General features: G+C 73.9%; 17 protein-coding genes. 9 read left to right on the top strand and 8 right to left on the bottom strand.

Annotation, left to right across the window (positions count from 1 at the left end; genetic code table 11):
• Window positions 1-38: 38 nt before the first annotated feature.
• Together AB0F18_RS18640 and AB0F18_RS18635 are read right to left on the bottom strand one after the other, a co-directional pair.
• Window positions 39-767, bottom strand: a complete 729-nt coding sequence (locus AB0F18_RS18640) for a glutamine amidotransferase (protein WP_362061662.1) — start codon at window positions 765-767, stop codon at window positions 39-41.
• Window positions 768-788: 21 nt separating this feature from the next.
• Window positions 789-2,027, bottom strand: a complete 1,239-nt coding sequence (locus AB0F18_RS18635) for a MurT ligase domain-containing protein (protein ID WP_362061659.1) — start codon at window positions 2,025-2,027, stop codon at window positions 789-791.
• A 122-nt stretch (window positions 2,028-2,149) separates the two neighbouring features.
• On the opposite strand from AB0F18_RS18635, the gene def reads away from it, so the two are divergent.
• Complete coding sequence (gene def, locus AB0F18_RS18630) at window positions 2,150-2,707, top strand: peptide deformylase (protein WP_362061656.1); 558 nt, start codon at window positions 2,150-2,152, stop codon at window positions 2,705-2,707.
• Between the two features lie 29 nt (window positions 2,708-2,736).
• On the opposite strand, the gene AB0F18_RS18625 is transcribed toward def, so the two are convergent.
• Window positions 2,737-3,387, bottom strand: coding sequence for a TetR family transcriptional regulator (locus AB0F18_RS18625; protein WP_362061653.1), 651 nt, complete (start codon window positions 3,385-3,387; stop codon window positions 2,737-2,739).
• Window positions 3,388-3,593: 206 nt separating this feature from the next.
• Here AB0F18_RS18625 and AB0F18_RS18620 point away from each other — a divergent pair, with 206 nt between their 5' ends.
• Both AB0F18_RS18620 and AB0F18_RS18615 read left to right on the top strand, forming a co-directional pair.
• Window positions 3,594-4,823, top strand: coding sequence for an acyl-CoA dehydrogenase family protein (locus tag AB0F18_RS18620; protein WP_362061650.1), 1,230 nt, complete (start codon window positions 3,594-3,596; stop codon window positions 4,821-4,823).
• Window positions 4,824-5,168: 345 nt separating this feature from the next.
• Window positions 5,169-5,354 (top strand): DUF5999 family protein, encoded by a 186-nt coding sequence (locus AB0F18_RS18615; RefSeq protein ID WP_042809879.1) that lies wholly within the window; start codon window positions 5,169-5,171, stop codon window positions 5,352-5,354.
• 143 nt (window positions 5,355-5,497) lie between these two features.
• Here the strand turns inward: AB0F18_RS18615 and AB0F18_RS18610 are convergent, their stop codons facing one another.
• Complete coding sequence (locus tag AB0F18_RS18610) at window positions 5,498-7,531, bottom strand: NB-ARC domain-containing protein (protein WP_362061647.1); 2,034 nt, start codon at window positions 7,529-7,531, stop codon at window positions 5,498-5,500.
• 150 nt (window positions 7,532-7,681) lie between these two features.
• Window positions 7,682-8,659 (bottom strand): fibronectin type III domain-containing protein, encoded by a 978-nt coding sequence (locus AB0F18_RS18605; protein ID WP_362061644.1) that lies wholly within the window; start codon window positions 8,657-8,659, stop codon window positions 7,682-7,684.
• A gap of 189 nt (window positions 8,660-8,848) precedes the next feature.
• On the opposite strand from AB0F18_RS18605, the gene AB0F18_RS18600 reads away from it, so the two are divergent.
• From AB0F18_RS18600 to AB0F18_RS18575, 6 genes are all read left to right on the top strand, one after another.
• Window positions 8,849-10,435, top strand: a complete 1,587-nt coding sequence (locus AB0F18_RS18600) for an ABC transporter substrate-binding protein (protein ID WP_362061641.1) — start codon at window positions 8,849-8,851, stop codon at window positions 10,433-10,435.
• Window positions 10,436-10,467: 32 nt separating this feature from the next.
• Window positions 10,468-11,433, top strand: a complete 966-nt coding sequence (locus tag AB0F18_RS18595; protein WP_362061638.1) for an ABC transporter permease — start codon at window positions 10,468-10,470, stop codon at window positions 11,431-11,433.
• Window positions 11,426-12,313 carry an ABC transporter permease gene (locus tag AB0F18_RS18590; RefSeq protein WP_362061635.1) on the top strand — a complete coding sequence of 296 codons (888 nt, stop codon included), beginning with the start codon at window positions 11,426-11,428 and terminating at the stop codon, window positions 12,311-12,313. Before AB0F18_RS18595 ends, AB0F18_RS18590 begins: the two co-directional genes overlap by 8 nt.
• A 143-nt stretch (window positions 12,314-12,456) precedes the next feature.
• Window positions 12,457-13,341 carry an ABC transporter ATP-binding protein gene (locus AB0F18_RS18585; protein ID WP_362061686.1) on the top strand — a complete coding sequence of 295 codons (885 nt, stop codon included), beginning with the start codon at window positions 12,457-12,459 and terminating at the stop codon, window positions 13,339-13,341.
• Complete coding sequence (locus AB0F18_RS18580; protein ID WP_362061632.1) at window positions 13,334-13,993, top strand: ATP-binding cassette domain-containing protein; 660 nt, start codon at window positions 13,334-13,336, stop codon at window positions 13,991-13,993. The genes AB0F18_RS18585 and AB0F18_RS18580 overlap by 8 nt, the downstream gene beginning before the upstream one ends.
• A 130-nt stretch (window positions 13,994-14,123) precedes the next feature.
• Window positions 14,124-15,692, top strand: a complete 1,569-nt coding sequence (locus tag AB0F18_RS18575) for a hypothetical protein (protein ID WP_362061629.1) — start codon at window positions 14,124-14,126, stop codon at window positions 15,690-15,692.
• Window positions 15,693-15,716: 24 nt separating this feature from the next.
• On the opposite strand, the gene AB0F18_RS18570 is transcribed toward AB0F18_RS18575, so the two are convergent.
• The 3 genes from AB0F18_RS18570 to AB0F18_RS18560 all read right to left on the bottom strand — a co-directional run bounded on the left by AB0F18_RS18570 (window position 15,717) and on the right by AB0F18_RS18560 (window position 21,521).
• Complete coding sequence (locus tag AB0F18_RS18570) at window positions 15,717-20,024, bottom strand: trypsin-like peptidase domain-containing protein (RefSeq protein ID WP_362061626.1); 4,308 nt, start codon at window positions 20,022-20,024, stop codon at window positions 15,717-15,719.
• Window positions 20,025-20,034: 10 nt separating this feature from the next.
• Window positions 20,035-20,385 carry a CU044_2847 family protein gene (locus AB0F18_RS18565; protein ID WP_362061623.1) on the bottom strand — a complete coding sequence of 117 codons (351 nt, stop codon included), beginning with the start codon at window positions 20,383-20,385 and terminating at the stop codon, window positions 20,035-20,037.
• Window positions 20,386-20,555: 170 nt separating this feature from the next.
• Window positions 20,556-21,521, bottom strand: coding sequence for an ion transporter (locus AB0F18_RS18560; protein ID WP_362061620.1), 966 nt, complete (start codon window positions 21,519-21,521; stop codon window positions 20,556-20,558).
• Between the last annotated feature and the right edge of the window lie 82 nt (window positions 21,522-21,603).

The following is a 21,603-nucleotide window of genomic DNA, read 5'->3' as shown; positions in this document are numbered from 1 at the left end:
CCGAGGGGAGTCCGGGCCGGACGGTCATACGGAAGGTGCTACGCGGGCTGCGTGGCCGCCGCGATGCGCTCGTCGCGCAGCGCCTCGTACCAGCGGTCGTCTATGGCCGGCAGCGCGTTCACGTCGAGGGCCAGCTTCAGCAGCAGGTCCGCGATCAGCGGGTTGCGGGCCATCACGGGGCCGTGCATGTACGTGCCGAAGACGGTGTCGTTGTACGCGCCCTCGGTACCGTCGCCGGTGCCGTTGCCCCGGCCGAGGCGGGTCCGGGCGAACGGCTTGGCCGTCGGGCCCAGGTGCGTGACGCCCTGGTGGTTCTCGAAGCCCGTCAGCGGCGGCAGGTTCAGCTGCGGGTCGATGTCGGCGAGCACGTCACCGACGCACCGCTCGCCCTCGCCGCGCACGGTCACCACGTCCAGCAGGCCGAGGCCCTGCTGGCGCTCGCCCATGTCGTTGACGAACTCGTTGCCGAGGATCTGGTACCCGGCGCACACGGAGAAGACGATCGCCCCGTTCGAGACGGCGCGCTCCAGGCCGCCGTCGCGCAGCAGCCGCTCCGCGGCCAGCCGCTGCGGCCGGTCCTCGCCGCCGCCGATCAGGTAGATGTCGCCCGACGTGGGGATGGGCTGGTCGCTGCGCACGTCCACGCGCTGGACGTCCAGGCCGCGCTGGCGCGCCCGGCGCTCCACCACGAGAACGTTGCCCTGGTCTCCGTACGTGCTGAGCAGGTCGGGGTAGACCCACACCAGACGCAGGCTGTTGTCGCTCATGCTCTTGTCCTCTATGGGTGACTAGTTGCCGACGCGGCGGCGCACGTCCTGGAAGGCGGTGTAGTTGGCGATCAGCTCGATCTGTCCGGGCGGCGCCAGCTGCACGGCCTCGTCGAGGGTCTCGCAGACCCGGAAGTCCAGGCCGGCGACCTCCAGGCGGACGGCCAGGTCGAGCTTGCGGTCGCCGATCACGAAGATCGGGTGGCCCGCGAGCCGCGGGTAGTCCACGTCCCACAGCCAGGAGGTGTCGGTGCCGTCCGCGCCGCGGGCGTTCACCGAGAGGATCACCGGCGCCGGCGGGCCGTCGATCAGCGAAAACGTTTCGAGCCAGCCCGCCGGGTTCTTCGCGAGCAGCAGGCGCAGCTCGCGGCCCTGGAAGTTCACCACGTCGTAGCGGCCGGCCACGGCCTGGACCTGGTACATGCGCTCCAGCGCGACCTGCGGGGGCACGCCGAACACGGCGGCCACGGCGGCCGAGGTGGCGGCGTTCGCCTTGTTCGCGCGGCCGGGCAGCTGCAGGTGGATCGGCCAGGCGCTGCCGTGCGGGTCCAGCACGTGGTCGCCGGAGAGCACCCAGGTCGGGGTCGGACGGCGGAAGCCGCACTCGCCGCAGAACCAGTCGTCGCCGGGGCGCTGCATCACACCGCCGCAGGAGGGGCACGACCAGGCGTCGTCCTTCCACTCCTGGCCGGCCGCGACCCACACGACGCTCTGCGACGAGGAGGCCGACCACACGATCAGCGGGTCGTCGCAGTTCGCGACGAGGACCGCCTTGGAGCCCTGGAGCCCCTCGCGCCACTTCTCGGCGAGCATGCGGGTCTCGGCCGCGCGGTCCAGCTGGTCACGGGAGAGGTTCAGCAGGGCGATCACCTTCGGGGTGACGTCCCGGGCCACCCCGGCCAGGTACTTCTCGTCGACCTCGATGACGCCGTACTTGGCGTCCGAGCCGCCGGCCAGCGCGGAGGTGATGCCCGCGGGCATGTTCGCGCCCAGCGCGTTCGAGACGACCGGACCGCTGGCCCGCAGGGCCTCCGCGATCAGGCGGGTCGTCGTGGTCTTGCCGTTCGTCGCGGAGACGAGGACGACATCGAGATGCTGCGCCAGCGCGCCGAGAAGATCGGGGTCCAGCCTGAGCGCGACCTTGCCACCGATCACCGATCCGCTTCCGCGTCCCGCGGCCCGCGACACCGCCGCCGCGGCCTTGCCCGCCGTCACGGCCAGCTTGGCCCGCGGCGAAAGCGGCTCCGTGTTGCCTGCCATCGTCCTTTGTCCTCCTAGCGTCGGTGGCCCCAGCCTATCCAGTACCGGCCGGAGCCTTGACCGCGGCGCCCCAGGTCCGCCGCGGATCTCCTCATATATTCGCCCGTCGTACGCTTACCGCCATGCGACAGCGCCCCATCCCCGGTACCACCGGCCTCGTCCGCACCATGAGCCTGCTGGGTGATCCGGTGCTCCACTCCTCCTGCGCCGAGGTCACCGCCTTCGGCCCCGAACTCGACCGGCTCATCGAGGACATGTTCGCCACGATGTACGCCGCCGAGGGCGTCGGCCTCGCCGCGAACCAGATCGGGATCGGGCAGCGGATCTTCGTCTACGACTGTCCCGACGACGAGGACGTCCGTCATGTGGGACACGTCGTCAATCCGCGTCTGGTCGAGGCCGACGGGGACGAGTTCCTCGGCCCCGAGGGCTGTCTGTCGCTGCCCGGCCTGGAGGCGGGCACCGCCCGCTTCGACCGCGCGGTCGTCGAGGGGGTCACCTCCGACGGGACCCCGGTGCGGATCGAGGGCACCGGGTTCTTCGCCCGCTGCCTCCAGCACGAGTGCGACCACCTCGACGGCACCGTCTACGCGGACCGGGTGACCGGCCTGCGCGCCCGCCTGCTGCGCCGGGCCATCCGCAAGACGGAATGGGGCCGGGCGGCGGACGGGCGGAAGTAACCCGGCCGTACGGCGCGGGCCCGGGCCGGTCAGAAGCCCGGCCCGTCCTCACGGTTGCCGGCGGTGGCCAGGCGGCCCCAGAGCAGGTCGGTGAGGCCCGCGACCAGGTCGGCCCGCGCACAGGGGCGTTCGCCCAGCCACCAGTCCCCGGCGGCGTGCATCATGCCGACGATGCCGTGCCCCCAGATCCGGGCGAGCTGCTCGCCGCCCGGGCCCAGGTCGACCCGCTCGCCCACCACCTGCGCCAGCTCCTCGCCGAGCCGGCGCAGCAGCGGGGCGGAGTGCAGGCCGACGTCGAAGCCGCGCTCGGAGCTCTGCGAGTCCTCGGCGGGGTGCATCAGGAACCGGTACACCTGGGGGCGGGCCTCGATGGCCGCCAGATAGGTGTCGAGGGTGGACTCCACCCGGCTGCGGCGCTCGGCCGGGGCGTCGAGCGCGGCCCGCAGCGAGTCGAGCAGGGCATCGGTGTGCCGGACGGCCAGGGCCTGGTAGAGCCCGGCCTTGTCGCCGAAGTGCCGGTAGAGGATGGGCTTGGTGATGCCCGCCTCCGCGGCGATGGCGTTCATGGAGGCCTTGGGGCCGTCTCTGAGGACGACGCGGTCCGCCGCCTCCAGCAGCTCGCGCCGGCGGCGCTCGCCCGCTCCCGGCTCTCCGGCTCCGGCCTCCTGGGTGGTCTGCATGACGTGTTTCTCTCCCCGCCCTTGCGATGTGCGTGACGCCCACGCAACGTAACACCCCGCACACCCTGGCCATCGAACCGGCGGCGCTTGACAGTGCTTACCGGCCGGTAACAGACTGTGGCCATTGTTCAGGTTACCGGCAGTAACTCGCGGGGCGGGGCTACCGGGTGCGGCCGTACGGCCCGTGTGAAACAGCTGGAGGGGACATGGCGGAGTTCACCATGGAGCTCAACGACGACCAGAAGCAGGTCCGCGACTGGATCCACGGCTTCGCCGCCGACGTGATCCGGCCGGCGGCCGCGGAGTGGGACGAGCGCGAGGAGACCCCCTGGCCCGTGATCCAGGAGGCCGCCAAGGTCGGCATCTACTCGCTGGACTTCTACGCCCAGCAGTTCTTCGACCCGACCGGCCTGGGCATCCCGATGGCGATGGAGGAGCTCTTCTGGGGCGACGCCGGCATCGCCCTGTCGATCGTGGGCACCGGCCTCGCGGCCATCGGCGTCCTCGCCAACGGCACCGAGGAGCAGATCGGCACCTGGATCCCGCAGATGTACGGCACCCCCGACGACGTGAAGGTCGCCGCCTTCTGCTCCTCCGAGCCGGACGCCGGCTCCGACGTGGGCGCGATGCGCACGCGGGCCGTCTACGACCAGGCCAAGGACGAGTGGGTGCTGAACGGCACCAAGACCTGGGCCACCAACGGCGGCATCGCCAACGTCCACATCGTCGTCGCCGTGGTCGACCCCGAGCTGGGCACCAAGGGCCACGCCTCCTTCATCGTCCCGCCGGGCACCCCGGGCCTCTCGCAGGGCCAGAAGTTCAAGAAGCACGGCATCCGCGCCTCGCACACGGCCGAGGTGGTGCTGGAGGACGTACGGATCCCCGGCTCCTGCCTGCTCGGCGGCAAGGAGAAGCTCGACGAGCGGCTCGCGCGGGCCCACGAGAAGGCGAAGGCGGGCGGCGGTGAGCGGGTGAAGAACGCCGCCATGGCCACCTTCGAGGCCTCCCGGCCGGCCGTCGGCGCCATGGCCGTCGGCACCGCCCGCGCCGCCTACGAGGTCGCCCTCGACTACGCGAAGACCCGCACCCAGTTCGGCCGCCCGATCATCGACAACCAGGGCGTGGCCTTCCAGCTCGCGGACATGCGCACGCAGATCGACGCGGCCCGGCTGCTGGTGTGGCGGGCGTCGTGGATGGCGGTCGCGGGCAAGCCGTTCACCTCGGCGGAGGGCTCGATGTCGAAGCTCTACGCGAGCGAGGTGGCCAAGAAGGTCACGGCCCAGGCGGTCCAGATCCTCGGCGGCAACGGCTTCACCCGGGAGTACCCGGTGGAGCGGATGCACCGGGACGCGGCCATCTACACGATCTTCGAAGGGACGAGCGAGATCCAGCGCCTGGTGATCGCCCGCACCCTCTCCGGCATGCCGATCCGCTAGCCGCGGATCCACGGGTCCGGGGCGCGGCCGCCCCGGACCGACGGGCCCGCGGCCCGTGTGATCCTGACCACTGCCGGGGTGCCGCCGGCGGCCTGGTTGTGGTGATCGTCCTGGTTTGCTCGGGGCGTACGCCGTGGGATTGCGGGGTGCGGTCCTCCGGTCGCGCCGAGAAGATCCGCATAACGGGCATGAGCGCATGGTGAGCGGGCATACACACCCTGAACTCGACCTCGAATACGGGTTCCGTCCGGGGGCGGAGATCAGTAATACTCGCCGCCACCGTGGATCGCGGAATCGACCGGGTGACCACCGGCCCTCCCGCCCCACTCTGCGAGGAGGTGCGCCATGTGCTCCCACCAGCCCCCCTGCCCGCCCGCCGACAGCGCCGACCGTGACGCTGCCCGCACCGTGGCCTTCCATCCCGAACAGGGCTGGAGCCTGCTCTGCAACGGCGTGGTGGTCTTCGACGACACCGGGGAACTGCTCCCCGAAGGCCGGACGGTGGAACCCCGTCGACCGGCCCTGGTCTGAGCGAGGAGGCAGCATGCGCCAGCAGCTGATCCGCAAGCCCGTCCCCAAGCCCGCCCCCCGAGACCTGGATCTGCGCACACCGTCGGGCAGACCCCTCCCGTACTGACGGGAGCTCTCGCACCAGGCCGTCCACCGGCTGTCGGTCAGCCGGTGGACGCAGCCGCACCGCCCCGGAACGCGGTCTCGTACGCCGCGTCCCCGATCGCCGCCCTGGCCTGCCGCTCGCCCTGGTCCCGCAGGGCCGTCAGCGAGGGCGAGCCCATCTGCGGCCGCCCCACCGTGCGCCACCACGCGTGCCCGTTGCCCAGCAGCCGCGCCGCCAGCTCCCCGTCGCCCAGGGCCGCCACCGCCGCCGCGAGCATGTCCAGGCCCAGCGCGATGCCGAAGCGGTCGCCCAGCAGCCGCTTGCCCGACAGCATCGCCCGTACGTGCCGGGCCGCCTCCCCGTGCTGCCCCAGTCCGAGCGCCGCGAAGGCCAGGACGTAGTCCGCGTACGCCCGCAGCCAGCGCTCGCCCAGCTCCACGCAGGCCTCGCGCAGCCCGTGCGCCTCCTCGGCGGCCTCCTCGAAGCGCCCGAGGTCGCACAGGGCGTACGAGCTCACCAGCTGGCACAGCAGCCAGCCCGCACCGCGCACGTCACCGTCGTGTGCCGCCCTCGCCGCGGGCCCCGCCAGGGCCAGCGCCCGTACCGGGTCGCCCGGCATCAGGAGCGACACCGACCGCAGGTAGGCGGCGCGCAGCCGCCCTTCCGGGTCGGCGAGCCCGTCGGCCGCCCGCACGCACGCGACGCCCGTCAGCCCGGCCGCCGTCATGTCGCCCTGGAGCAGCATCGTCAGCCCGAGCGCCCACAGCGCCCGGGCGTGCGCCGCCCCCGTCGGCGGGGCCTGGGCCAGGGCCCGCTCCAGGAAGGCCCGGCCCTCCTGGAGGTGGCCGCAGGAGAACCAGAAGAACCACAGGGCCCCGGCCATCTCCAGGGCCGCGCCGGGGTCCGTCCCGAGCAGGTGCTCCAGCGCGGTGCGCAGCTGCGCGTGCTCGGCGCTCATCCTGCGGTACCAGTCCACCTGGCCCGGCCCCATCCAGTCCCGTTCGGCGGCCCGGGCGAGGGCGGCGTACCAGTGGGCGTGGCGGTCCGCGACGGCCCGTACCTCGTCCAGCTCGGCGAGCCAGTCGTGGCCGAACTCGCGGATGGTGTCCAGCATCCGGTAGCGGGTCCCCGCCCCCCGTTCCCGGAAGCGGCGCACGACGGACTTCGCGACCAGTGCCTCCAGCAGCCGTTCCACCCGGGCGGCGGGCAGGGGGCCGCCGGCGCACACCGTCCGTGCGGCGGCCATGTCGAAGTCCCCGGCGAACACCGACAGCCGGGCCCACAGCAGCCGTTCCAGCGGCTCGCACAGCTCGTGGCTCCAGCCGATCGCGGTCCGCAGGTTCCGGTGCCGGGCCGGGAGGGCGGCGCCCGTGGTGTCGGAGAGCACCTCGAAGCGCGCGCCCAGCAGCTGGGCCATCCGCTCCAGCGTCCACAGGCGCAGCCGGGCCCCGGCCAGCTCCAGTGCGAGCGGGATGCCGTCGAGGCGGCGGCAGACCTCGGCCGCGAGGGCGGCGCGGGCGGGGTCGGCGAGGGCGGCGGCGGCCTGCGGGGCGGCGGCCAGGGCACGGGCCCGGAAGAGGGTGAGGGCGTCGCTGTCGGGGCCCTCGCAGGGGAGCGGCCGGACCTCCAGGACGGTCTCGCCGGGGGAGCCCAGCCGTTCGCGGGAGGTGACCAGCACCGTCAGGCCGGGTGCGGACTGCAGGAGTTCGCCCACCAGGTGCCGGACCGGGGTGACCAGGTGCTCGCAGGTGTCGAGGACGACGAGCAGGCTCTTGTCGGCCATCCACGCGCACAGTTCCTCGTCGAGGGACTGGGTGGAGGGGACGACGCCGATGGTCAGGCCGAGGGCGTGGGCGAGGGTGGTGGTGAGCAGCCCGGGGTCGCGCAGCGGGGAGAGCTCCACCCACCAGACCCCGTCGGGCCGGGCCCGGCCGGGGCGTGCGGCGGCCCGCAGGGCGAGCCGGGACTTGCCGACCCCGCCCACCCCGGTCAGGGTGATCAGTCTTCGTTCGTCCAGCAGGCCTTCGAGACGGTCGAGTTCGGCCTCGCGGCCGACGAAGCTCGCCGTCTCCGGCGGTAGGTTTCCCGGCACGGCGTCAGATTCTGACGCATGGTCGCCGCCGAGGGCACGTGCCTGACTGTGGTTGACCGAGTACTCACCGAACACGGATGTATTGTGCGCGATCTTCTTCCGCGGCAGTGCCGTTCGGCCCGGATCGGCGGCGGACGGGCCTCGCCGCCGTCAGCCCGCGAGGGTGATCCGCCGCTCCTCCGAGAAGGCCCCCCAGGTGCCGTCGGGCAGGCGGGCGCGCAGTTTGAGGGCCCAGGCCGTCCCGGCGGGTTCGGTGGCGGTGAGCCGGTACGAGGCCCGCCCCTTCGGTACCGCCCCGGCGCCGAACTGGATGACGGTGACGGGCTGGTCGTTGACGTAGAGCTGGTACTCGCTCGTCTCGCGGCCGGTGTCGGGGGCCGTCCAGCCCAGGTCGACGGCGCCGGGGGAGACGGCCGCCGTGAACGCGCCGGGCGCGGTGCCGGGGCCCTGTGCGGGATCGTCGGGGGTGGTCAGGGCCACCACGGGTCCGTCGGGGGAGCTGTTGTCGGAGCCGTCGCGGGCCCGGACGGTGAAGGAGTAGGCGGTGCCCGGCTGGAGGCCGGTCAGGGTGGTCGAGGTCTCGGCGGCGCCGGCGGTGTGGATCCGGATCCCGCCCTGGTGGACGTCGTACGCCGTCACGCCCGTGTCGTCCGTCGCCGGGGTCCAGCTCAGGCGGACCGCCCGGGGTCCCTCGGTGCTGCCGGTGGTGGCGGGCGGGGCGGTGGGCGGCAGGTGGTCCTCGGCCTTGGCGCCGGGGGTGGTGACCTGTGCGGCGGTGCTGGGGGCGGAGCGGTTCCCGGCGGCGTCCCTGGCCCGGACGGTGAAGGCGTAGGCGGTCTGCGCCGTGAGGCCGGTGACGTCCACCATGGTCTTGTCGGCGGGGAGTTCCCGCACGAGGCGGCCGCTCTGGAAGACCTGGTAGCCGGTGACCCCGTCGGCGGGGTCGGCGGACTCCCACATCACGTGGACCGAAGTGGCGCTGCCCGCTCGGGCGGTGAGCCCGCCGGGAGCGTGCGGGGGCCGGGTGTCCGTGTCCGCGCCGCACGCCGTCAGTGCGGTGGCGGCCAGGCAGAGGGCGAGGGCCGCGAGCGCCGCCCCGGCGCGGCGCGGGGCCGTGGTGGGTCGCACGGGGTGCCTTCCTCGTACGTGCTCTCGTAAAGGTCTAGACATATATGGCACGGGCGGGTGCGGCCGGACAAGACCCCTGTGACCGGAAAGTAGCGCCCTTATGGCCGGGTTCGTCTTCCTCTGATCTCGTCTGGCATTATTGCGATCTCTTTGCAATAACAGATGATCTTAAACAGGGATGTGCACAGCATGACGGCCCGGAACGTACGGGGAGCCGCCGGCGCGGCGCTCGCCGCCACACTCATCACGGGCGTGACGGCCTGTTCCCACCCCGAGGCCCCCGCCTCCGCCGACTCCGCCGTCGTCGGCATCGCCACCGAGCCGGAGACCCTCAGCCCCCTGCTCGGGTACGGCAAGGACGGCAACTCCAAGGTCTTCGACGGGCTCCTGACCCATGACGCGGACATGAAGCTGAAGCCCGCGCTCGCCGCCTCCCTGCCCGAGGTCTCCGCCGACGGCCGCACCTACACCTACACCCTGCGCCAGGGCGTGAAGTTCAGCGACGGGGAGCCCTTCTCCGCCAAGGACGTCGAGTTCACCTACCGCACCATCCTCGACCCGAAGACCAACAACGCCTCCAGGACCGAGCTCGACGCCATCGAGAGCGTCACCGCCCAGGGCGCCGACCGGGTCGTCTTCACCCTCAAGTACCCCTACGCCCCCTTCGCCGAGCGCACCGTCCTGCCCATCGCCCCCGAACACGTCGCCGGCCGCCAGGACGTCAACAGCGGCGAGTTCACCACCCGGCCCGTCGGCACCGGCCCCTACGTGCTCACCGGCTGGTCCAAGGGCGAGAAGCTCACCTTCAAGGCCAACCCCGGCTACTGGGGCGGCGAACCCGCCGTGAAGAACTTCACCATGGCCGTCATCAAGGACGACGACGTCCGCGCCACCCGGCTGCGCTCCGGCGAGCTCGACGCCGCGATCCTGCCCCCGAACCTCGCCCGCGGCTTCGCGAAGGACACGGCACGCCGGACGTACGCCGCCAAGACCTTCGACTACCGCAATGTCACCCTCCCGACCCACCACCGGGTCACCGGCGACGTGGCGGTCCGCCGGGCCCTGGACCTCGCCGTGGACCGCAAGGCCATGGTCGACACCCTCCTCGACGGCGCGGGCAAGCCCGCCTACGGCCCCGTCCCCACCGACAGCCCCTGGTTCACCCCCGGCACCCAGCGCCCGTACGACCTCGACCGGGCCAAGCGGACCCTCGACGACGCCGGCTGGAAGACCGGCGAGGACGGCATCCGCGCCAAGGACGGCGTCCGCGCCTCCTTCCCGCTCTGGTACACCTCCGGCGACAAGATCCGCCAGGACCACGCGCTGGCCTTCGCCTCCGACGCCAAGAAGGCCGGCATCGAGGTGAAGACCGAAGCCGGGACCTGGGAGGTCATCGAACCCCGGATGAAGACCGACGCCGTCCTCGCCGGCGGCGGCTCCCCGGCCGACCCCGACTTCGACCAGTACCAGCTGCTGACCTCCTCCCTCGCCGGCGACGGCTTCAACAACATGGCCCGCTACGACAACCCGGCCGTCGACCGGGCCGTCGCCGACGGCCGCACCAGCGGCGACCCGGCCGCCCGCAAGGCCGCCTACGACACCGTGCAGCGCGAGCTCGCCGAGAACCCCGGCTACGTCTTCCTCACCCACATCGACCACCTCTACGTGGTCGACGACACGTGGGACGGCCCCTCCACCCAGGTCGAACCGCACGACCACGGCCTCGGCGCCGGCCCCTGGTGGAACGTGGAGACCTGGAAGCCGAAGCAGAAGTGACCCCCCGCCCCCCGCACCCGCCCTGGGGGCCGATGGCGCGCATGACCGGGCGGCGGCTGCTGGCCGCCGTCCCGGTCCTGCTCGCCGTCACCCTCGGCGTCTTCACCGTCGCCGCGCTCTCCCCCTTCGACCCCGTCAAGGCGTACGCCGGCACCGCCGGACTCACCGCCTCCCAGGCCGACCTCGACCGGCTGCGGACCAACCTCGGCGTGGACCGGCCCCTCCTCGCCCGCTGGTGGCAGTGGCTCACCTCCGCGCTCACCGGCGACCTCGGCAACTCCACCTCCCTGCGCCGGCCCGTCGCCGACGCCATCGCAGAACGCCTCGGCTGGTCGGCACTGCTCGCCGGCTGCGCCTTCGCCGTCGCCGTCCTGCTCGGCACGGGCCTCGGCGTGCTCGCCGCGCGCCGCCGGGGCGGGCCGCTCGACCGGACCGTGGGCGCCCTCGCGTACACGCTGGAGGCGGCCCCCGCCTACTGGCTCGGGCTGCTGGGCATCTGGTTCTTCTCCGTACGGCTGGGCGTCCTGCCCTCCGGCGGGCTCACCGACGCGGCCGTCACCGTGCCCGCGGCCGGCCAGGTCGCCGGCCACCTGGTACTGCCCGCGCTGGTGCTCGGGTTCTCCCAGCTGCCCTGGTTCTTCCTCTACGTGCGCCAGGGCGTCGCCGACGCCCTGGACGAGGACCCCGTACGCGGGGCCCGCGCGCGGGGCCTGTCCCGGCGGCGGGTCCTGCTGGGGCACGCCCTGCGCTCCGGCATGCTGCCGATGCTGACCCTCATCGGCTCCCGGGTGCCCGAGCTGATCACCGGCGCCCTCCTCGTGGAGACCGTCTTCAGCTGGCCGGGCATCGCCGCCGCCACCGTGCAGGCCGCCACCTCCGTGGACTTCCCGCTGCTGGCCGCGCTGACGGTGCTGGCCACGGCCGCGGTCCTGGCCGGCAACCTGCTGTCCGACCTGCTGTACGGGCTCGCCGACCCGAGGGTGGGCTTCGATGGCTGACCCCGTGACCCCCGCGGACGCCGTGACCTGGCGGACGTACGGCCGGGGCAGCCGCTCCAGCTGCGCCCTGCGGGTCCGCGCCTCGGCCGCCGCGACGGTAGTGATGGTGCTGGCGGTGCTGGTGGTGCCCCCGCTGGTCCAGCTCGACCAGCAGGCCGTCGACCTCTCCGCGAAACTGCTGCCGCCCTCCTGGGCGCACCCCTTCGGCACCGACGACGTGGGCCGGGACCTGCTGCTGCGGTGCGTGTACGGGCTGCGGGTGTCGCTGCTGGTCGGCCTGGTGGCGGCGCTCGTCGCCACCGTCGTCGGCACGGCCGTCGGCGCGGCGGCCGGAGCCCTGGGCGGCTGGACCGACCGGCTGCTGATGCGGGCCGTGGACACCCTGTCGTCCGTCCCGCACCTGCTGCTGGGCGTGTTCGTCGTCGCCCTGTTCCGGCCGGGGCTCTGGCCGGTGGTGGCGTCCGTGGCCGTCACCCACTGGCTGTCCACCGCCCGGATCGTGCGCGCCGAGGTGCTCTCGCTGCGCGGCCGCCCGTACGTGGACGCGGCCGTCTCCGGCGGCGCCTCGCGGTGGCGGGTCACCGTCCGCCACCTGCTGCCCGGGGTGCTGCCGCAGGCCGGGCTGGCGGCGGTGCTGATGGTCCCGCACGCCATGTGGCACGAGTCCGCCCTGTCCTTCCTCGGCCTCGGCCTGCCCGCCCACCAGGCCAGCCTCGGCACCCTCGTGCAGGGCGGCCGGGGCTCGCTCCTGGCCGGAGACTGGTGGCCCACGCTCTTCCCCGGCCTGCTGCTGGTCCTCCCCACGCCGGCCATCGCCGGCCTCGCGGGCGCCTGGCGCGACCGCCTCAACCTCCGCCGACGCTCGGAGCTGACCCTGTGACCCGCCACGACAGCACCCCGCCCACACCGGGAGCCGCGCCCGGATGCACACCGGGGCCCGGGCCGGGGCGGACGCCGGAGTCCGGTGCGGGGCGCGCCGGCGGTGACGTGCTGAGGGTCCAGGGGCTCTCCGTACGGTTCCGGATGCCCGGCGGGCGGTACGTCGAGGCCGTCTCCGGCGCGGAGTTCCGGCTCGGCGCGGGGGAGTGCCTCGTGCTCGTGGGGGAGAGCGGCTGCGGGAAGTCCGTCCTGGCCTCCGCCCTGCTCGGGCTGCTCCCCGGCAACGCCGAGACCGCCGGATCTGCCCTCCTCGCCGACGGCCTCGACCTGCTCGCCGCCGACGAGGACACCCTGGCCCGCACCGTACGGGGCAGGCGCGTCGGCCTCGTCCCGCAGAGCCCCGCCGCCCACCTCACCCCGGTCCGCACCGTCCGCTCCCACCTGGAGGAGACCGTCCGCGAACTCACCGGCACCCGCGCCCCGCGCGCGGCCGCCGAGGCCGCGGCCGCCCGGGCCGCCTTCCCCGCGAGCCACCTCGACCGCCACCCCCACCAGCTCTCCGGCGGCCTCGCCCAGCGCGCCGCCACCGCCCTCGCCCTCGTCGGGGACGCCCCCTTGCTGCTCGCCGACGAGCCCACCACCGGCCTCGACCGGGACCTCGTCGACCGCACCGCCGACGAACTTCGCGCCCACACCCGGGACGCCGGTCGCGCCCTGCTGATGATCACCCACGACCTGGCCGCCGCCCGCCGGATCGCCGACACCGTCGCCGTCATGTACGCGGGCCGGATCGTGGAACTCGCCCCCGCCGCGGCCTTCTTCGGCGAGCCCGGCCCCCGCCACCCCTACGCCCGCGGCCTCCTCGACGCCCTCCCCGAGCGGGCCTTCACCCCCGTCCCGGGCGCCCCGCCCGAGCTCGGCGACCTGCCGCCCGGCTGCGCCTTCGCCGCCCGCTGCGCCCTCGCCGACGCCACCTGCCGGACCGTCCGGCCACAGCTCACCGAAGGGGTGGCCTGCCACCGTGCTTGAGCTCCAGGGCATCACCGCCGGCTACGACCGCCGCAGCCCCGTCGTCCGCGACGCCCACCTCGCACTGCGCCCCGGCGAGGCCCTCGGCCTGCTCGGGCCGAGCGGCTGCGGCAAGTCCACCCTGGCCCGGGTCGCCGCCCTGCTGCACCGGCCCGACCGGGGGACGGTGGTCCTCGACGGCCGCGCGGTGACGGCCTTCCGGCACCGGGCCCCGCGCTCCCTGCGCACCGCGGTCGGGGTCGTCTTCCAGCAGCCCCGGCTCTCGGCGGACCCCCGCCTCAGCCTCTACGACCTCGTCGCGGAACCGCTCCGGGCGACGGGCCGACGTAAAGAGGCGGACGCGGCCGTCCCCGCGCTCGCCGACCGGGTCGGTCTCGGGGCGGACCTCCTCGCCCGGCGCCCCCACGAGGTCAGCGACGGGCAGCTGCAACGCGCCTGCCTGGCCCGGGCCCTGGTGCTGCGGCCGCGCTGGCTGGTGTGCGACGAGATGACCGCGATGCTCGACGCCTCCACCACGGCCGCCCTCGTCGGCGTGGTCGAGGAGTACCGGAAGGAGACCGGAGCCGGTCTGCTGGCCGTCGGACACGATCCGGTGCTGCTCGGGCGCTGGTGCGGGCGCACCGTGAACTGGGGCGACATCGCGGCCGGTTGACCGACTGTTGCGCGTTCATGAATTCACCCCGGCCATCCATGGATTCCTCGGGCCGTGCGATCTAGCGTCTGGCGGCGGCGCGATGTCAGACGCACTGTCAACAGCACTGAACGTGAAGGAGGACGCCTCGATGTTCCGAAGAGCGCTGAACTGCGCTGTGGTCCCCGCCCTCGCCGCCCTGACGGTACTGGCGGGGATCTCCCCGGCCCATGCCGAGGAGATCCCCCAGGCCCCCGGCCACCGCCTGGTCGGCCACTACGACGGCGCCCCCGCGACCGCCGCCCCGCTGCCGGGCGAGACCCCGCCGCAGCACCCCTTCCTCGCGCCCAACGGCCGCAGCGGCATGCACGCCGACGCGGGCGGCAGCGCCACCTCCCCCTGGTCCGGCCCGCTGGGCAGGAAGCCGCAGGTCACCAGCGAGAAGATCGCCGCCCTCGGCGGCGAGTGCGCCACCGCCACCTTCGACGCCGGAGGCCGCCTGGTCACCGTCTGCGGCACCTTCTCGGGGTTCAAGGTCAAGCTCCTGGAGCCCCGTACGCTCGCCACGCTCGCGGAGTACCGGCTCCCGCAGCGCTCCTCGACGGTCGAGGCGATCACCTCGCTCGACTTCTCGAAGATCTTCAAGGACACCTCGGGCGGCGCCTACTTCTACCTGGACAACGAGGACCGGGCCGTGCTGGCCGACTCCCGCCAGCACGTCCTGCGCCTGGCCCACTCCCAGAACCCCGACGGGAGCTGGAAGTTCACGGTGGAGAACGACTGGGACCTCGGCGGCCAGGTCCCGCACGACTGCGTGGGCTGGACCAACCTGTGGCCCAGCGGCACCTGCGACCCCGTGACCTCGGTCATGCCCGACTGGAACGGCCTCATCTGGTGGGTCACCCGCCAGGGCCGCGTCGGCACCGTGGACCCGGCGACCTCGCGGATCCGCTCGGTCCGGCTGACGGGCGAGGAGATCCAGAACTCCTTCTCGGCCGCCCGGGACGGGGTCTCCATCGTCAGCGACCACGCCCTCTACAGCTTTCGCGCCACCGCCGACGGCACCCCCGAGGTCCAGTGGCGCCAGACGTACGACCGCGGGACCGGGACCAAGCCCGGCTCCGTGAACCAGGGTTCGGGTACCACCCCGGACCTGTTCGGTGACGGCTACGTCGCCATCACCGACAACGCCGACGACCGGATGAACGTCCTGGTCTACCGGCGCGGCACGGACGTCCCCGCCGACCGGCGGCTGGTCTGCAAGGTGCCCGTCTTCGGCTCCGGCGCCTCCACCACCGACAACTCCCTGATCACCTGGGGCAACAGCATCGTCGTCGAGAACAACTACGGCTACGAGAACGTCACCTCGCTGCTGCTGGGCAAGTCGGTCGTCGGCGGCGTCAGCCGCATCGACGTCCGCGCCGACGGCAGCGGCTGCGACACGGTCTGGGAGAGCGCGGTCCGCTCGCCCTCCGTCGTCCCCAAGCTCTCCTCCGGCAACGGTCTGCTCTACTTCTACGAGAAGGAGCCCAACGTCTGGGGCATCGACGCCTGGTACCTCACGGCGGTCGACTTCCGCACCGGCGAACGCCGCTGGCGGCAGCTGACGGGCACCGGCCCGCTGTACGACAACAACTGGGCGCCGATCACCCTCGGCCCCGACGGCACGGCGTACGTCGGCGTGTTCAACGGCATCGTCGCCGTCCGCGACGGCGGCTGACCGCCGGCCGACGCCTGCACGGGCTCACTTCTTCAGCCCCGCGCAGGCGTCGGAGCGGGCGCCCGGGGGCAGGAGCCGCCGCTCGCCGTCGGTCAGGGCGCGGCCGGCCAGCTCGCACGCCCGCTTGCGCCAGGCCTCCGGGTCCAGGGGCAGCACCTCCACGGACGAGCCGTCCGCCCAGGCGAGCCGCTTGCCGTCCGCGGACCAGTCGCCGGTCGCCCCGTACCCGGGGGTGAAGTGGTATTTTTCGGTGCCCTCGGCCACGTCCCAGAAGGTCATGGAGTTGACCGTGCCGACCGTGCTCAGAGTGGCCGCGTCGGGGAAGCCGTTCAGCCACTGGATGCCCTGGTAGGCGAGGGTCCGCGTCGGCTCCTTGCCCTCCACGTCCCGGATCTGCAGGCGCCCGTCCTTGGTGAGGACGGCGAGCTTCCGGCCGCTCGGGTCGAAGAGCATCTGGCTGACGTAGCCGTCCTCTTCCTTGGCGGGGAGGGTGTCGGCCGTGCCCTTCTCGAAGTCCCAGATCTGGATCCGGTCCCCCGGAGCACGGACCGCGGCCTGAGGGTGACCGGGGCGGCCCGCGGCGAAGACGGACGCGGCGGCCGTCGATACGTCGATCGGATCCTGGACCGGCGGCCGGTACGTCTCGCCCGCCTGCTTGCCCGTCGTCAGGTCCCAGCGGGACACGTAGGAGACGGCCGATATCAAGGCATGGTCGTCGCCGTCGAACGAGACGATGACCCAGGCCGGTGTGCGGCCCGTCCGGGCGTCCGCCCGCGACGCGTCGATGCCCGGGGGAGCGGGCAGGGCGAGACGGCGCACCTCGGTGAGCGGAGGACCGCCCGCGGCCTTCAGGTCCCACACCAGGACCCCGAGGCCGTCGGCCGTGACGGTCAGCAGCCGCTTGCCGTCGGGGCTGAACGACGAGTAGAGCCGCGCGAGCGGGGCCGAGGGGCGCAGGGCCGCGAGCTGACGGTGCGTGGTCAGGTCCCACAGGCGCAGGGTCCCGCCGTCCGCATCGATACTGGCGACCCGGTTCTGGTCCACGTCCACGGTCCGGACCAGGCTCGTGAGCATCGCACTGTCGAACCCGGTCGGCCGGGGCACCTTGGCCACGACGATCGTGCCGCCGGCGCTGATCGCCACCTTCATCGCGTCGGGAGGTCCGGCGAGGCTGACGGCCGGCAGGGTCGCCGCTCCCGCGACGAACTCGTCCTGCTGCGCGGCAGCGGGCAGGTCGAGCGTGGCGGGCAGCCCTTCCTGGAGGTCCAGCACGAGGCACCGGTACCGGCCCGGGTTTCCTCCGAACCGCTGTGCGGGGTTGAGCAGGAAGCGGCCTGTGCGGTCGAGCCGGGGCACGTACAACGGGCAGACCAGGCCCAGCTGGCTCGTGCCGTACTGCTTCTTGACCCGGGGCTGCCCGGTCAGGTCCCAGGCCTGGAGGACGCCGTCCGTGGTGCAGCGGACGAGGGTGGAGCCGTCCGCGCTGACGGTGACCGGGCCGGTCTCCTCACTGCCCCAGGACTGCTCGTCGAGGCGGCCGTCGGAGAGCTGCCAGCGCACGAGCCTGCCGTTCGACCGGTCGGCCGCTCCGTCCCGGCCGATCCGGCCGATCACGGTGTCGCCGTCCGGCCCGAACCAGGCGTCCGACACAGTCCAGCCCGAGGGCGGGGCGAGAGTGGCCCCGACCCTCGTTCCCTCGACCGCCTCCCACACGGAGACGCCTTCCGCCGGGACGGCTGCGAGCAGCCGCCGCCCCGAGGCGTCGAAGCGGAGGGTGGTGGCCGGTCGGGCATTGTCCCGGGCTTGATCGGCACCGCGCAGTTTCACCGTCCGCCAACTGTCGTCGGCCTGACGGATGCCCACGCTGATGATGCCGTGGGGGCTGGAGGCCGCTGCCGTGCGGCCGTCGCCCGAAGCCGTGATCAGCCGGGTGGTGCCCTCCCGGAGGTTGGTGAGGCGCGGCGGTCCCGAGCCGAGGTCGGCCCCCAGGGAGTCCCCGGAGGAGAGGCCGATCGTGACGCGGTTGCCGTCCTCGCTGAGGACCGCGTTCCGGACCTCGCCCCTGCCCTCCAGCGTGATCCGCTCGACCTGCCGCATGCGCACGTACTGCTCGAACAGGGCCGTCTGGGCATCGGGCTGCGGGGAGGTGCGGTACGCGGCGGCGCTCATCAGGGCCGAGGTGCTGAGCGAGACGTCGTCCAGTCGGGTCGCCAGCTGTGCCAGTTGCGGGGAGGCGCCGCGCCGCAGGTCGTCGTCGAGCTTCGCGTTCGCCCCGTGGAGGTTCCAGGAGACGATGAGGGTGGCGGCCAGTGCCAGGCTCAGCAGGATGACGCCCGCCCGCTTGAAGAGCGCGGCCTTCCGGGCCTGCGCCGCCTCCTCGGTGCGCCGGGCAAGGCTCGCCTGGAGGAACTCCCGCTCAGCCGCCGAGAGTTCGTCACCACGGGTCTGGGCCTGTGTGGCGGCCGTGTCGAGCGGAGCGCCCGTGAGGAGCTGGTCGCGGGGCTCCTTGAGCTCGCGCCAGCGGTCGAGGTCGTGGCGGAACCCGGCGCGCCAGGTGAGGAACTCCCGGTCCTGCACCACCTGCCGGGCCAGGGTGGGCCAGGCGCCGATCAGTGCCTCGTGCGCCAGTTCCACGGTCTGGCCGCGCTCCGCGTCCCCGCCGACGACCAGGATCCGCCGCTCCGCCAGCCGGCCGGCGATCCGCCAGCGCTCCTCCCCGGCCTCGGCGCGGCCCAGCACCCCGCGCAGCGGGGCCTCGCTCCCCGGCAGCACCCTGACCAGCGCCGTCAGCAGCCGCAGGGCCTCTTCCCGGTCGGCCTCGCCGACGCACTCCCGCCAGGCGGCCTCGGCATGGCGGCCGAGCGCGCCCCGGACCCCGCCGATCTCCTCGTACGAGGCGAACCGCAGCCGTCCCAGGGCCTGTTCGTCCCAGAGCCGGGCCAGGACGAAGCCCAGCAGGGGCAGCGCGCCGGGCGCGGTGCCGGCGTCGTCCAGCATCCGGGCCACCAGCCCGGGGTCGTACGAGACGGCGGGCACGCGGGCCAGGGGCCGCAGGATCACCTCCGACATCTGGGCGCGGGTCATCGGCAGCAGCGGCCGCAGGGTGGCCCGGCCCAGGGCAGGCCCCAGGACGGGGTGGGAGAGGGCGGCCTCCACGAAGTCGGCCCGGAGCGTGAGGAGCACCCGCAGCCCGGGGGGATGCGGGTCGGGGAAGAGCAGCCCCACGGTGTCGTCGTCCGCACGGCGGGGGTCGGCCAGGACCGCCTCGGCCTGGTCGAGGACGACCAGGAGCCGTTCGGAGCGCCCGCCCAGGACCTGCCGGGCGGCGCCCGGCAGGCCGTGCCGGTTCAGGGACTCCTCCAGGTCCCGCAGTGCGGCCGGTCCGACGCGGGGCTCTGGCCGGGCCAGCCGGGCGAGTTCCGCCGCGAGGGCGGTGCGCACCGGGAGCCCGTCGGCGGCCCGGACCACCAGCACCTCGTGGCCGCGCGCCCGCAGCCGGGGCGCAACTCCGGCCAGGGCCAGGGAGGACTTCCCGCAGCCCGAGGGGCCGATCAGGGCCACGCAGGGCCGGGGGCCGGAGTTCAGCAGGGCGGTGAGGTCGGCGGCTTCGGTGTCCCGGCCGAAGTACACCTCCGCGTCGGCCTCCTGGTAGGTGCCCAGGCCCCGGAAGGGGGAGGCCGGGGTGAGGACCGCGGCGAGCGGCGGGACCTCCGCGATCAGGGTCCGGGTGGGGATCGCGAAGCTCTGCCGGGCCCCCGAGAGCTGGGCGGCCACGACCATCCCCACGACGGCCCCGGCCTGCTCGTCCCAGACGGGGCTGCCGCTGAAGCCCTTGTCCACGGGGACGCCCTGCCGGTCGGCGCCCGACAGCTGCACCCACCCCTCGGCGGTGGCGCCGCGCAGCCGGCCGGCGTGCCAGACACCGCCTGGGGAGCCGGCCGGGAACCCGGCCACCCGCACCGGGTGCTGCCACACGCTCGGCGGCGAGGCCATGGCCGGCGGGGTCGCGTCCGGGACCGGGGCCTCCAGCCGCAGCACGGCGATGTCCCCGGTGCCGTCCTCCCGCAGCGGGACCCAGTGCGCCACCTGGGCCGCGGCCCGGCCGGGGGCGCCGGACAGGGGCCGGTCCAGGGTCAGGGTGCCGGGCGGCGCGGGGACCTGCCCGCGGGGCAGCCCCAGCGCGTCGGCGACGACGTGCGCGCAGGTCAGGGCCAGGTCCGGGGCCACGAGGAAGCCGACGCCGCCGACCGTTCCGTCGGGGCCCGCGATGCGGAGGATGGCGGAGCCCAGTACGGCGTCCGCGCTCGCCGGGCCACCGCTCGCGCTGGTCATCCCCGCCCCCTTACGGAGTGTCGCGGGGGGCCTGGGAGTTCCAGGTCAGGGTGACCGAGAAGTTGGCCTCGGTGGCGGTGCTCGCGATCACGATGTCCGCCTCGGCCGACAGGGAGACCCCGAACTCCAGGGTGATCTCGTCCGGCCGGTGGACGAGCCCGCTCAGCCGGCTCACGAAGCTGTCGGCCACCGGCCGGATGCCGTCCACCATGTCCGCGAAGGAGCGCGAGGCCCGCGCCACGGCGCCGCCGCCGCGCCCGACCCGCGCCAGCGACTCGTCCACCTCGCGGATCTGCACCCGTAACACCCCGTCGGTGCCGTCCCCCAACGGGACCTCGACCGTGCGCACGTCGGTACCCATGCCGACCACCCTCCCCGTCGCCCAGCGGCTCGGTGTCCCGTCAACTCTCGCATGTGCGAGGGGGGTTGAGGCATGGTTGGCGGGCATGTGCGCCGGGATGGCCGAAACCGGGCCGTCCGGCGGCGGCCCGGTTCCGGCAGTGGCCCAGTGGGCCGCGGGCGCCGCGCCGGCTACACGGCGGACTCCAGCTGCCGCTCCGGTGACCGCTCCGGCCCGCTCCCGGCCTCCGGCCCGCCCGGCGGCTCCTCGCGGGGTCCGGGTGCGGCCGGGGAGGCGGAGCGCGCCAGGTCGAGGCTGGCCTCCAGGTCGTCCAGGGCGAGGCGGGCCGCGGCGATCCGTTCCCGGACCTCGTCGGCGGGGTCGAGGTCCCTCTCCGCCCGCTCCCGGGCCCGGGCCTCGGCCTCCTCCATCTCCCGGGCCTCGTCCAGCGAGTTGAGGACCACGCCGATCAGGACGTTGACCAGGACGAACGAGGCGAGGAGCGCGTAGGAGGCGTAGTAGACGATGCTGAACCGGGAGATCTCCAGCCCGGCCCGGACGGCGTCCGTCAGCCCGTCCAGGGTGGTGAGCAGGAACAGGGTGAGCGCGGCCCGGCCGATCGAGCCGTAGTGCTGCGGGTCGGAGTGCGCGAAGCAGACCCAGCCGACCATCGCGTACACGTACACCACCAGGGCCCCCACGAACAGGAAGCTCGCCGTGCCCGGCAGGCTGCGCCCGACCGCGAGCAGCAGGATGCGCAGGTGGGGCAGGAAGCGGGCGGTGCGCAGCACGCGGGCGAGGCGCAGCAGCCGCAGCATGGTCGTGTTCGACCGCAGGAACGGCAGGAAGGCCGAGGCCACGATCAGCAGGTCGAAGAGGTTCCAGGGGTCCCGGAAGAATGCTTTCGGCCGGTCCGCGTAGGAGCCGATGCGCAGCACCATCTCCAGCGTGAACAGGACGAGGCAGCCGTCCTCCGCCAGTTGCAGCAGCCGGCCCTGGGACGCGGCCAGGCCGCTGTACGTCTCCGCCCCCATCAGACCCGCGTTGATCAGGATCACGATGAAGACGCCCATGCCGAACGAGGGGGCCTCGGTGATCCTCCGGCAGTGGGCGGCAAGTCTCCGGCGGCCGGAACCGGCCGGCATGGTCTCCGTCATCTCGCTCCTCGTACTCGTACGCACGCGCGGCGCGCGGGCCGGCGTCTGACGGACCGGCGCACACCACGGGCGCGCGCGCCGC

Origin of the sequence: Streptomyces sp. NPDC029216, from assembly GCF_040648015.1 — a bacterium.
In the GTDB taxonomy this organism is placed as follows: Bacteria; Actinomycetota; Actinomycetes; order Streptomycetales; family Streptomycetaceae; genus Streptomyces.
Note: the sequence above shows the minus strand (reverse complement) of the source record. Positions and strands in the feature narration are given on the sequence as shown.

Excerpts from the sequence above, each read along its gene's own strand:
- AB0F18_RS18615 (WP_042809879.1), top strand. The coding sequence starts at position 5,169 with ATGTGCTCCCACCAGCCCCCCTGCCCGCCCGCCGACAGCGCCGACCGT.
- AB0F18_RS18635 (WP_362061659.1), bottom strand. The coding sequence starts at position 2,027 with ATGGCAGGCAACACGGAGCCGCTTTCGCCGCGGGCCAAGCTGGCCGTG.
- AB0F18_RS18590 (WP_362061635.1), top strand. The coding sequence starts at position 11,426 with ATGGCTGACCCCGTGACCCCCGCGGACGCCGTGACCTGGCGGACGTAC.
- AB0F18_RS18600 (WP_362061641.1), top strand. The coding sequence starts at position 8,849 with ATGACGGCCCGGAACGTACGGGGAGCCGCCGGCGCGGCGCTCGCCGCC.
- AB0F18_RS18625 (WP_362061653.1), bottom strand. The coding sequence starts at position 3,387 with ATGCAGACCACCCAGGAGGCCGGAGCCGGAGAGCCGGGAGCGGGCGAG.
- AB0F18_RS18570 (WP_362061626.1), bottom strand. The coding sequence starts at position 20,024 with ATGACCAGCGCGAGCGGTGGCCCGGCGAGCGCGGACGCCGTACTGGGC.
- def (WP_362061656.1), top strand. The coding sequence starts at position 2,150 with ATGCGACAGCGCCCCATCCCCGGTACCACCGGCCTCGTCCGCACCATG.
- AB0F18_RS18595 (WP_362061638.1), top strand. The coding sequence starts at position 10,468 with ATGGCGCGCATGACCGGGCGGCGGCTGCTGGCCGCCGTCCCGGTCCTG.
- AB0F18_RS18620 (WP_362061650.1), top strand. The coding sequence starts at position 3,594 with ATGGCGGAGTTCACCATGGAGCTCAACGACGACCAGAAGCAGGTCCGC.
- AB0F18_RS18560 (WP_362061620.1), bottom strand. The coding sequence starts at position 21,521 with ATGACGGAGACCATGCCGGCCGGTTCCGGCCGCCGGAGACTTGCCGCC.
- AB0F18_RS18575 (WP_362061629.1), top strand. The coding sequence starts at position 14,124 with ATGTTCCGAAGAGCGCTGAACTGCGCTGTGGTCCCCGCCCTCGCCGCC.
- AB0F18_RS18585 (WP_362061686.1), top strand. The coding sequence starts at position 12,457 with ATGCCCGGCGGGCGGTACGTCGAGGCCGTCTCCGGCGCGGAGTTCCGG.
- AB0F18_RS18565 (WP_362061623.1), bottom strand. The coding sequence starts at position 20,385 with ATGGGTACCGACGTGCGCACGGTCGAGGTCCCGTTGGGGGACGGCACC.
- AB0F18_RS18640 (WP_362061662.1), bottom strand. The coding sequence starts at position 767 with ATGAGCGACAACAGCCTGCGTCTGGTGTGGGTCTACCCCGACCTGCTC.